The 11,362-nt window shown below is 36.4% G+C and carries 9 protein-coding genes; 3 read left to right on the plus strand and 6 right to left on the minus strand.

Going from position 1 to position 11,362, the window contains the following annotated elements; all coding sequences use genetic code 11:
* Positions 1-355: 355 nt before the first annotated feature.
* Entirely contained in the window at positions 356-712 is a 357-nt protein-coding gene (locus B5P42_RS17915; protein WP_002125074.1) for a YgzB family protein, read from the plus strand.
* A gap of 201 nt (positions 713-913) precedes the next feature.
* Here B5P42_RS17915 and perR read toward each other — a convergent pair whose 3' ends face one another.
* The 6 genes from perR to B5P42_RS17945 all read right to left on the minus strand — a co-directional run bounded on the left by perR (position 914) and on the right by B5P42_RS17945 (position 5,208).
* Complete coding sequence (perR, locus tag B5P42_RS17920; protein ID WP_000237831.1) at positions 914-1,342, minus strand: peroxide-responsive transcriptional repressor PerR; 429 nt, start codon at positions 1,340-1,342, stop codon at positions 914-916.
* Positions 1,343-1,643: 301 nt separating this feature from the next.
* The gene (gene bcp / locus B5P42_RS17925) at positions 1,644-2,099 is read right to left on the minus strand and encodes a thioredoxin-dependent thiol peroxidase (RefSeq protein ID WP_002029647.1); all 456 of its coding nucleotides are present in this window, start codon (positions 2,097-2,099) and stop codon (positions 1,644-1,646) included.
* Between the two features lie 44 nt (positions 2,100-2,143).
* Positions 2,144-2,548: a potassium channel family protein gene (locus B5P42_RS17930; protein ID WP_002125072.1), complete on the minus strand. Its 405-nt coding sequence runs from the start codon at positions 2,546-2,548 to the stop codon at positions 2,144-2,146.
* 72 nt (positions 2,549-2,620) lie between these two features.
* Positions 2,621-3,406: an ABC transporter permease gene (locus B5P42_RS17935; RefSeq protein WP_113734827.1), complete on the minus strand. Its 786-nt coding sequence runs from the start codon at positions 3,404-3,406 to the stop codon at positions 2,621-2,623.
* A 4-nt stretch (positions 3,407-3,410) separates the two neighbouring features.
* Complete coding sequence (locus B5P42_RS17940) at positions 3,411-4,202, minus strand: ABC transporter permease (RefSeq protein WP_000521522.1); 792 nt, start codon at positions 4,200-4,202, stop codon at positions 3,411-3,413.
* Complete coding sequence (locus B5P42_RS17945) at positions 4,195-5,208, minus strand: ABC transporter ATP-binding protein (protein WP_113734828.1); 1,014 nt, start codon at positions 5,206-5,208, stop codon at positions 4,195-4,197. Before B5P42_RS17945 ends, B5P42_RS17940 begins: the two co-directional genes overlap by 8 nt.
* A 127-nt stretch (positions 5,209-5,335) precedes the next feature.
* On the opposite strand from B5P42_RS17945, the gene hemL reads away from it, so the two are divergent.
* Positions 5,336-6,634: a glutamate-1-semialdehyde-2,1-aminomutase gene (gene hemL / locus B5P42_RS17950; RefSeq protein ID WP_113734829.1), complete on the plus strand. Its 1,299-nt coding sequence runs from the start codon at positions 5,336-5,338 to the stop codon at positions 6,632-6,634.
* A gap of 202 nt (positions 6,635-6,836) precedes the next feature.
* Positions 6,837-11,273, plus strand: coding sequence for a glutamate synthase-related protein (locus tag B5P42_RS17955; RefSeq protein WP_044444347.1), 4,437 nt, complete (start codon positions 6,837-6,839; stop codon positions 11,271-11,273).
* Positions 11,274-11,362: the final 89 nt, after the last annotated feature.

An 11,362-nucleotide genomic window follows, 5' to 3' on the forward strand; every position in this document is an offset into this window, starting at 1 on the left:
ACTTCCTTATGTTAACATCTTCGTTTTTCGATGTCAACTAAGTTTTTCAAATTTCTTTTTTGTCGTTTACTGCGTTTCCACATCAGCGACGTTCATTAATATATCACGCAGTATATATAGGGTCAATACTTTTTCTGAAAAAATTTCACATCCCGTTAAAAAACTAAATTAACTATAGAAAAAAATTACTACTCCTCTTTTATAGACATGCTCCTTCCACCTAATCTCTTTCTGTATTGCATCTTAAAAGAAAACACTACTGTTCTTTAATAAGTGATAAATTTAATCATCACCTTCGTTTTCATAAAATATTCTAAATTGTGTGTTATATTATTTCTATAGGAGTGTGGTGGGAATGGGTATTAAATATTCGAACAAAATTAATAAAATCCGAACCTTTGCATTGAGTTTAGTATTTATCGGCCTCTTCATTGCATACTTAGGTGTCTTTTTTCGCGAAAACATCATTATTATGACAACCTTTATGATGGTTGGTTTTTTAGCTGTCATCGCTAGCACTGTTGTTTACTTTTGGATTGGTATGTTATCTACAAAAACGATACAAATTATTTGTCCAAGCTGCGATAAACCAACAAAAATGCTCGGTCGTGTCGACGCATGTATGCATTGCAATCAACCTTTAACACTTGATCGAAATCTAGAAGGAAAAGAATTTGATGAGAAATATAATAAGAAGAGTTATAAATCATAGGTATATGGAGCTTACATAACTAAAGAAGTTTCATCTCATTAAAAAGGTGATTTCTTAACTAAGAAATCACCTTTTGTATTTGTTCTTATTAAATTTGATTCTTCACTTAACATTTTAAATCCTCATGAGTCTAACACGATTCCCATGTATAATAAAGAAAGAGGTCGACGTATAGCCGTCAGCCTCTTTCTTTATTATATATTACGCCTTATGACACTCTGGACAAACGCCATAAATTTCTAAGCGATGACTATTAATAACGAAGCCTGTCGTTTTTGCAGCTTCCTCTTCAAGCTGTTCCAATCCTCCATAAGGAAAATCAACAATCTTACCACATTTTTCGCAAATCACATGATAATGTTGACTTGTAACATAATCAAATCTACTTGAAGCATCCCCATAAGTTAATTCCTTTACAAGTCCAACTTCTTTAAACACACGTAAGTTATTATAGACAGTTGCAACACTCATATTTGGAAACTTACCTTCTAATGCTTTATAAATGTCATCCGCTGTTGGGTGCGTCATAGATTCCACAAGGTACTCTAAAATAGCATGACGCTGTGGAGTAATGCGTACACCCGTATTTTTCAGCATTTCTAGCGCTTCTTTTAATTCTTCTTTGACCACCGTCATGCACCCCGATTCTATACGGATTATTATTTTATAATTCTTATAAAGAGTGTACTCTTTTTCTTATAAATCGTCAATATTTCTACTATAAGTATGTGGTTTATTTTCGTATATAGCCTTATTCTTATGTATCTTCCCCCATTCCCTATACATTTACATAGAAAAAAGTGCGACATAATCGCACTTGGAATACTATCATCTGAGGAGGTATGCCCTACACTTTCACTTTATGTATCGCAAGAAAATATGTATAGACGCATGCCTTACATATGTATTTTTTCTCCTCATTAATATAGATTTATTTTATATAAGAAAGAACATCCTCAATATGCCCTTTCACTTTCACTTTACGCCACTCATTTACAAGCTCACCGTCTTTATTAATAAGGAATGTAGAACGCTCAATTCCCATGTACTCTTTTCCGAAGTTCTTTTTCAGCTTCCAAACATCGTACAATTCTGCTACTTTATGATCTTCGTCTACTAAAAGTACAAATGGAAGCTCATGCTTCTCAATGAATTTCATATGTCTATTTGCTGAATCTGGACTTACACCAAGTATAACCGTATCCTTCTCTTGAAATAATCCATATGCATCACGAAAATCACATGCTTCAGTTGTACATCCCGGAGTCATATCTTTCGGATAAAAATATAGGACTACATTTTTACCGCGAAAGTCAGCTAAGCGAATTTGTTCTCCGTTACTTCCTTCTAATGTAAATTCTGGTGCCATTTCTCCTACTGTAATCATTGTTATCACTCCTTCTCTTTTCTTTTACTATATCAAATGCTACCTTATTTTTCATTGTCTATTACAGATCTCATCACAAAGGCAAACGGTAATGTATATCCAATTAGCGCTTCTCCAATTGCAATCCATCTTCCGATTCCAATCGGAGCTATATCACCATATCCAACGGACAATAAAGTAACCGCGCTAAAATATAAACATATTTCAACGAGCTGAAAGGAATGAGCACTTAACCTATCCCCATCTTCTTTCAAAACTGCAAAACCCATTTCCTCTAGCACAACATAACTTAATCCAAACGCAATCAGTACCGTTGTATAAATCAAAAACAACGTAGCTAAATTGTACAGCGAAAAGAAACGATTGGAATTTGAATATGAACTCCATAATAATTGGACACTTCTCAAAATAGCGATTGCTGCAATTAATAGAATAAATCCCCATAACATGTCCTCCACCTCGTTTTATATGTATGAGGACTGTAGCTGATTTATCCCTTAGAAACGAACAAGCTTCTATAATTAATTTCCTGCACCACGATATCGTTTAACCCCTTGATTCCAGAGGGTAATTGCAATAGTAAAACAGATAACACCAACAATTGGATTTGCGAAAGCATAGCTATTCCACTCTGTTTTTCTTAAAAAGTATGCTGCTGGATATACCCCAACAAATGCAAACGGTAAAACAAACGTTAAAACAAAGCGAATAACACGGTTATAAATATCAACAGGGTAGCGTCCATAATTCCCTATGTTATACATAAGCGGCATAATGGAACTTTTCGCATCCGACCAAAAGCCAAAACTTGCAAGCGTAACAAATATCCCGCCGTACACAAGTGCCCCTCCCCCTACCATGAGTAGGAATAAGAAGAAATCATACCAGTAAAAAGATAATTGCAGCTCCATTGCTGCATAACCCATCACAATAATCCCCGTAATAGCTCCAATTAAAGATTCAAGTTCCATTCTTTCTAATATAATTTGAAATAAACTATGAATCGGTCTCGTTAATATACGGTCCATTTCTCCTTTAATAATGTAACGATCATTAAAGTCCCATATATTAAAGAAAGCTGAAAAAATGGCAAACGGTACTAAAAAGAACCCATAAATAAAGATTACTTCTTCTCGGCTCCACCCTTTTAGTGCTTGGGTATGCCCAAACACAACGAGAATGAAGATTAAATTAACAGCTTGTAGTGATAAATCTGAAAGTAATCCGACGATAAAATCGCCACGATACTCCAATTTTGTTTTTATATATTGACTTGCATATTGCAAAAATAATTTTATATATATCATCTCATCATCCCCCTTGTACGATTAGACGTTTTCTCGCCGTTTTCCACATCAGTACAATTGGAATAATAAGTATAATTGCCCAAATCACTTGAAATAATAAAGCTTCATATAACTTACTTCCTTGTATACCTTCAGAGAAAATCATACTTGGAATATAACTAATTGCTTGAAACGGTAAAAACACCATTGCTTTTTGGGCCCATAACGGATAAAAACTAATCGGTAATAATAAACCAGAAAATAAATCGATAACAACACGTTTCGCATACATAATTCCACTATTATTAAATAAGAAGAATGTAAGCATTCCTGTCATTAAATTTATTTGTGTATTAATGATAAAACTAAATATTAAAGATAAGAAGAAATATAACCACGTTTGAAAATTCGTTGTAATTTGTAATGAAAATAATAACGTAACAATAACCATGCCCGGAATCGAAAAGAAAGCAAAACGAAATATCCCTTCTCCAAGCCCTTGCATAACTTTCATACCTAAATAGTTGTACGGACGAATTAGCTCTACCGCCACACGTCCTTCTTGAATTTCCATCGCAATTTCTCTATCTATATTATTGAAATAAAAAGCGCGTGCCATCCATGCGATCGCAATATACGTAGTCATTTGTGAAATAGATAAACTTTCAATATTCTCTTTCCCGCTATAAATTGCTTGCCATAAAAAATAATACGCACCAATGTTAATCGTATAAATTAAAATCCCGCTGTAATAATTTGTACGATAAGCAAGCATCATTAAAAAGCGAATCCGAATCATTTCAATATACTTACCCATGCATAATACCTTCTTCATAAATGTTACGAATAATTTCCTCTGTAGACACTTCGTTAATTTTCAAATCTTTAATTTGAAAGGCTTGTACTACTTTAGAAATCAACATAGAAATGATAACTTCTTCATTCGGTATTTTTGCAACCCATGCGTTTTCTTCTTTCGCTTTTAACCAAACAACATGGCTATCTGGCATAACCATTGATAACTCCTGGTATGAAACTGGGGCAACAAACTGAAAATGTATTTCCTTCTCTACTCCCCACTGCGTACGAAGATTATCTAAAGATCCGTCATACATAATATTCCCTTCATCAAGCATGATGACGCGTTCACATAAAGCTTCAATATCAGTAATATCATGTGTCGTTAATAAAATTGTTGTTTTATAACGTTCATTCATCTCTTTTAAGAATTCTCGTATTTTCAATTTCACAAGAACATCTAGTCCAATTGTTGGCTCATCTAAAAATAATAACGGCGGATTATGAATTAACGCCGCTGCCAATTCACAACGCATTCTTTGACCAAGAGATAATTTCCGTACCGGTTTATCTAACAAAGGACCGATATCTAACGTTTCAATAACATGTTCCATATGTTCCTTATACTGAGAGTCTGATACACCGTACACTTTCTTCAATAAACGAAATGATTCTTGTACAGCAATATCCCACCAAAGCTGGGAACGCTGACCAAACACAACGCCGATTGTTCTTACAAATTCTTCTCTCTGTTTGTGTGGATTCATTCCATTCACTGTAATTTGTCCTGATGTCGGAGTCAAAATCCCTGTAAGCATTTTAATCGTCGTTGATTTACCAGCACCATTCTCACCAATATAACCAACCATTTCACCTTGCTTTACAGTAAAAGAAACATCATTTACTGCTGGTACTATTTTATAATTACGATTTAATAAATCGCGAAATGCACCCTTTAATCCCGGACGACTTGAATAAGCTGTAAACTCTTTACGTAACCCTTGTACCTCAATTACCGATTTCATAATCGGACCCCCTTCCTAAATGTCACAACGAATAGTTTACCCAACTGCTCCTTCTATCACAAACAATACGTCTTTTCAAAAAACATGTTAGAATAATACATAGATTTTTGTAAGGAGATGAATTGTAGTGAATTTCACAAAATCAGAAGCGTTACATAAAGAAGCTTTAGAACATATCGTTGGTGGTGTTAATAGTCCTTCCCGTTCTTTTAAAGCAGTTGGAGGCGGTTCTCCTGTTGCAATGGAACGTGGAAAAGGTGCTTATTTCTGGGATGTAGATGGAAATAAATATATCGATTATTTAGCAGCGTATGGCCCTATTATTACTGGACATGCTCACCCACACGTGACAGAAGCAATTAAAACAGCGGCTGAAAACGGCGTACTATACGGTACTCCAACAGCATTAGAAGTAAAATTCGCAAAAATGTTAAAAGAAGCAATGCCCGCTTTAGATAAAGTCCGCTTCGTGAACTCTGGTACAGAATCCGTTATGACAACCATTCGTGTTGCTCGTGCTTACACTGGCCGCACAAAAATTATGAAATTCGCTGGTTGTTACCACGGTCATTCCGATTTAGTACTTGTAGCAGCTGGCTCTGGTCCTTCTACTCTTGGAATTCCTGATTCAGCAGGTGTGCCACAAAGTATCGCTCAAGAAGTTATTACTGTTCCATTTAATAATGTAGAAACTTTAAAAGAAGAGTTAGATAAATGGGGACATGAAGTAGCAGCTATCCTTGTAGAGCCAATCGTTGGAAACTTCGGTATTGTTGAGCCAAAACCTGGCTTCCTTGAAAAAGTTAATGAACTTGTTCACGAAGCTGGTGCACTAGTAATTTATGATGAAGTTATTACTGCTTTCCGCTTTATGTATGGCGGCGCTCAAGACTTACTTGGCGTAACCCCAGATTTAACAGCACTTGGTAAAGTTATCGGCGGTGGACTTCCAATTGGTGCTTACGGTGGTAAGAAAGAAATTATGGAACAAGTTGCACCGCTCGGCCCTGCATACCAAGCTGGTACAATGGCTGGGAACCCTGCTTCTATGGCATCAGGGATTGCCTGCCTAGAAGTACTTCAACAAGAAGGCGTATACGAGAAATTAGATGCACTTGGCGCAATGCTTGAAAAAGGAATTTTAGATCAAGCTACAAAACATAACATCGATATTACAGTAAACCGTCTAAAGGGTGCATTAACTGTATACTTCACAACAAATACAATTGAAGATTACGATGCAGCCAAAAATACAGATGGTGAAATGTTCGGTAGATTCTTCAAGCTGATGCTTCAAGAAGGTATTAATTTAGCACCTTCTAAATATGAAGCATGGTTCTTAACGACAGAACATACAAAAGAAGATATTGAATATACAATTGAAGCTGTTGGCAGAGCATTTTCTACCCTAGCGAACAATAAATAATCTCTTCATTACAAAAGGAAAAAAGAAAGCCCATCTTTCTTTTTTCCTTTTTTCTATTTCATAAATCCCTCATTAATAGTATAATTATTCATAATTATCTGTTTTATATTCTTTTATATCCTTACTATCCATGTATACAAGGCAGTTCACGCCTTAAATAGTAAGATTATTCAAAATTCATTTCCAGAGGGGGGATTGACGGATGCTCAACAAAAAAAATAAATGGACACCGTCTTTATTTCGGAATTATAAAAATGCAGAACACGATGCGTGTGGAATCGTTTCCGTTATGGAAAAACGAAGAATTCCTACAAAAGAAAACATCGATCTTTGTATACAATCGCTAGTCAAAATGAATCATAGAGCTGGTTTCATTAATGGCGAAGGAGATGGTATCGGAATTCATATCGACATGCCAAAAGCACTTTGGAATGAAAAACTGAAAAATAGCGGATATAATCCAACGATTGTGGATCATCCCCACTTTATCGTTGGACATTTTTTTCTAAACAAAAAAGAAAACATTGCTGAGTTAAAAGATTACATTCGTACGCAACTAAACAATGAAAGCTTTACAATTGTTCTCGAAAATGATGATGTAATAAACTCAGATGCACTCGGTCCTCTTGGTAAACAAGAAGAACCTTTATTTTGGCAAATTGCCCTTATCGCCGAAAGTGAAGTTAAAAATATTGAACAAACATTATTTTCTGTAACAATAAAAATCGAAGAAAATGAAGCAATTCATGTTGCCTCATTAAGTCATGAACATGTTGTATATAAAGTTCTCGGTGCTGGCGATACACTCGTTGCTTATTACAATGATTTACAACACCCACTTATCGCTTCAACTATGACACTAGGACATAATCGCTATTCTACTAATACGTTATCTAATTTTTTTCGTGTACAACCATTTAGCATTCTCGGGCATAATGGCGAAATTAACACGATTGCAAAATTACGCGATCAAGCTGAAATGATTAATGTACCACTTACTGCCGGGGGCAGTGATTCCCAAGATTTAAACCGCACCTTAGAAACCCTTCTCGTTCAGTATAACTACAGTTTATTTGAAGCAATGGATATATTATTTCCACCAATTATTAATGAAATAAAACTTTACGAAACAAACTTACAAAACTTATACACTTATATACGTGAGGCTTGGGGGCATTTCGCACAAGGTCCAGCTGGTATTATTTCACGTTATAAAGATGAAGCTGTTTTCAGTGTCGATTCCCTTGGATTACGCCCAGTTTGGAAAGTAGAGACAGAGAGCTCCTATATTTTCTCTTCTGAACCTGGAGTTGTATCACCAACTGAATATGTAGCAGAGCCGAAACCACTCGCTCCTGGAGAAAAAGTTGGATTAAAATGGAATCAACAAGATGAGCTCGTTCTCTATGAATACGACAATTATCAAATTGAAGTATATAACCGTTTTAAGAAACGAATCGATGTTACCAATTATCATGTAAACTTATCTATCCCTGAAACGAAAGAAACTGAGGGATTATGTGCTTCGGTTCAAGTTGAAACGAATCAATACGTCGCTTTTGGCTGGGATCGAGAACATATTCAGCTCCTTGAACAAATGGCGACAAAAGGCGTCGAACCAATTCGGTCACTTGGGCATGACTCACCACTTGCCGCACTTGATACAGATAGACGAAATATTGCTGATTTCATTAAGGAAAGTGTAGCCGTTGTTACAAATCCAGCAATCGATCGCGATCGAGAAGTTGAACACTTCTCCACACGTACTGTACTCGGAGAGCGTCCGGGTTTATTAGATAACTCTAAACAACCATTTGTAATCGAGATGCTTTCACCCATTATTTTAGAAGGGAATTTAGCTCAATCTATCGCGGCAGACTTACACACGATTACGTACGAACAACTTATACAGCTATTCATTACTCATAGCTCTGTCTCTACAATTTCTGTTACATTTAGTCCATCAGAAACTCTACAAATCGCATTAAATCGAATTAGTTCCGAAGCGATAGCAGCCGTTAAAAATGGTGCTTCCCTACTATTATTAGATGACGCTAAATCTCATCAAAATGAACTGTTATGGATTGACCCACATCTAGTTACTGCTAAAGTACATCAAGCATTAACTGAAAATAAATTACGCCGGAAATGCTCTCTCGTTATACGTTCCGGTGCCCTTCGCTCCTTACACGATATCGTCACGCTATACGGATTAGGGGCAGATGGTATTAATCCATATTTATTGTTCGCAACGGTAAATGATGAAACAAAAGTACCAATTACTAATTTGTATACCGCACTTAATAAAGGACTAGAGAAAGTAATTTCAACGATTGGAATTCATGAATTACGCGGTTACGGTCGCCTCTTCTCCTCTATTGGATTACATGAGGAAATCGCAAATATATTACAAATTACAAACTTCTGCGGTTCAAATAATTTAGCTTTTTCACTTGAATCACTTGCTGAAGATGCAAAAATTCGAGCTGAGGATTTTAACAATCCAAAAGTTAGAATGCGAAAATCATTTCATATATTCCCGCGGATTTGGAAAGCAATTGGTGATGTTGCAAAAGGAAACTCTTATGATGATTATCGCGACAAGTTAAGTGAATTAGAAGAAAACACTCCCATCGCAATCAGGCACCTTGTTCAAACAAAACAAGCACAGCATGTAGTTCCGACTGAAGAAGTGTCCATCGGCATTCACAATCATGATTTACCATTTATTATTAGTTCCATGTCATTTGGTTCTCAAAATGAAATTGCCTTTCGCGCGTATGCAGAAGCTGCCGATCAGCTAAATATGATTAGTTTGAACGGTGAAGGCGGCGAAATTAAAGATATGATTGGTAAGTACCCACATACACGCGGACAACAAGTTGCATCTGGCCGATTTGGAGTAAACGCCGAACTACTAAATTCATCAAATTTAATTGAAATTAAAATAGGTCAAGGAGCAAAGCCTGGTGAAGGTGGACATTTGCCTGGTTCAAAAGTGACTGCCAAAATTGCGGAAGCACGTAATGCTACAATTGGTTCGGATTTAATTTCACCTTCTAACAACCATGATATTTATTCAATTGAAGACTTGGCTCAAATGATTACAGAAATTAAAACGGCTAATCATCTTGCAAAAGTAGCTGTAAAAGTTCCTGTCGTTCCTAACATCGGAACAATTGCTGTTGGTATCGCAAAAGCTGGCGCTGACTTTATTAACATTAGTGGATTTGATGGCGGAACAGGTGCTGCGCGTATTCACGCATTGCAACATGTTGGTCTTCCTGTAGAGATTGGTGTTAAAGCTGCTCACAATGCGTTACTAGAAGCAAATATGAGACATAAAGTAGAGATTTGGGCAGATGGCGGTATTCGAAGTGTCAATGACGCCTTAAAAATCATGCTCCTCGGAGCAAACCGGATCGGATTTGGCACATTATCAATGATTGCAATTGGCTGTACAACTTGCCGTGGTTGTCATCTTGATACGTGCCACGTCGGAATTGCAACACAAATTGAATCTGAAGCTCAAGCGAAAGAACATGGACTGCGCCGTTTCGTTCCACGTGAATTAGAAAGCGCAGTTACAGGGCTATTAAGCCTATTCACTACTTTCGGTACAGAATTGAAACGTTTAACAGGGCAGCTCGGTTACACAAACTTACAAGATATTATCGGACGATCGGATTTATTAGAACAAACTCGAGGCAAGGACTTATTAGACTTACGTAATTTAATACAAACGATAGAAGATTCATCTGTGAAAATAACGGCATCTGTACAAGAAAAACAATTTGAAACAACAAATTCTCTCCAGTCAAAAGAATTAGTAAGCGTCGGCGTAGAGCAACGCGTAATGGGCGGTCTAGAATCCTGTTATCGTATTCGTAGCAAATTATATGAAAACACTCATCTTGAACCACTTACATTAAAGTATACAAACGGATCTGTTCCCGGAAACGGATTAGGCGCGTACAATAGCGAGAACTTATTTATACACGTAAATGGTGGCGCGCAAGATGGAATTGGAAAAACTTCATTTGGCGGTGGCATTTATATAACGAAAGCAAAAGGAACAGATGGAACATATTATAACGGTTCTGTCGGAAAAGGATTTGGATACGGCGCTCAAAAAGGTGCATTATACGTGCAAGGTAACGCTGATGCTCGTGCTGGCATTCGCCTTTCTGGAGCAGATATGATAATTGGAGGCAGAATTACAAAACCACTCCGCGAAAAAGAACAAGGAAATATCGGAGTATATTCTAATATAAAAGGATTTGCTTTTGAATATATGACAAATGGTCGCGCTCTTGTTTTAGGAGATCCTGGTCCATGGATTTGTGCCGGCATGACTGGTGGTGTTGTTTATTTACATCATGAGCCAAACTTAGGTTTAACAGAGCACGCTTTAAAAAGAAGAATTGCTAAAGGTGCAAATGTAACATTGCAGCCAATTAGTAAAAATGGTTTGCAAGATGTGAATGAATTATTATTAGACTACATTCGTGTATTAAATGAGCACGAACAATATGAAGAAGTCGCTTTGTTAACACCATTATTAGATGATATCCAGCTTCACTTCTATGAAATTATCCCAAAAAAAGAACAGGCGGATCCATCTATTTCAACTGAATGATATGTACAATATTTATTTTCATAAAAAAATTGACGAAGCGAGCATCGCATAGTAATCTAGAATAACAATTTGAAACCTGCTGAAATTCA

It is taken from the genome of Bacillus sp. SRB_331 (genome assembly GCF_003264175.1).
In the GTDB taxonomy this organism is placed as follows: Bacteria; Bacillota; Bacilli; order Bacillales; family Bacillaceae_G; genus Bacillus_A; species Bacillus_A mycoides.

Bases quoted from the DNA above. Each gene is read 5' to 3' on its own strand.
- B5P42_RS17915 (WP_002125074.1), top strand. From the start codon at position 356: ATGGGTATTAAATATTCGAACAAAATTAATAAAATCCGAACCTTTGCA.
- bcp (WP_002029647.1), bottom strand. From the start codon at position 2,099: ATGATTACAGTAGGAGAAATGGCACCAGAATTTACATTAGAAGGAAGT.
- B5P42_RS17930 (WP_002125072.1), bottom strand. From the start codon at position 2,548: ATGTTATGGGGATTTATTCTATTAATTGCAGCAATCGCTATTTTGAGA.
- B5P42_RS17935 (WP_113734827.1), bottom strand. From the start codon at position 3,406: ATGATATATATAAAATTATTTTTGCAATATGCAAGTCAATATATAAAA.
- B5P42_RS17940 (WP_000521522.1), bottom strand. From the start codon at position 4,202: ATGGGTAAGTATATTGAAATGATTCGGATTCGCTTTTTAATGATGCTT.
- B5P42_RS17945 (WP_113734828.1), bottom strand. From the start codon at position 5,208: ATGAAATCGGTAATTGAGGTACAAGGGTTACGTAAAGAGTTTACAGCT.
- B5P42_RS17955 (WP_044444347.1), top strand. From the start codon at position 6,837: ATGCTCAACAAAAAAAATAAATGGACACCGTCTTTATTTCGGAATTAT.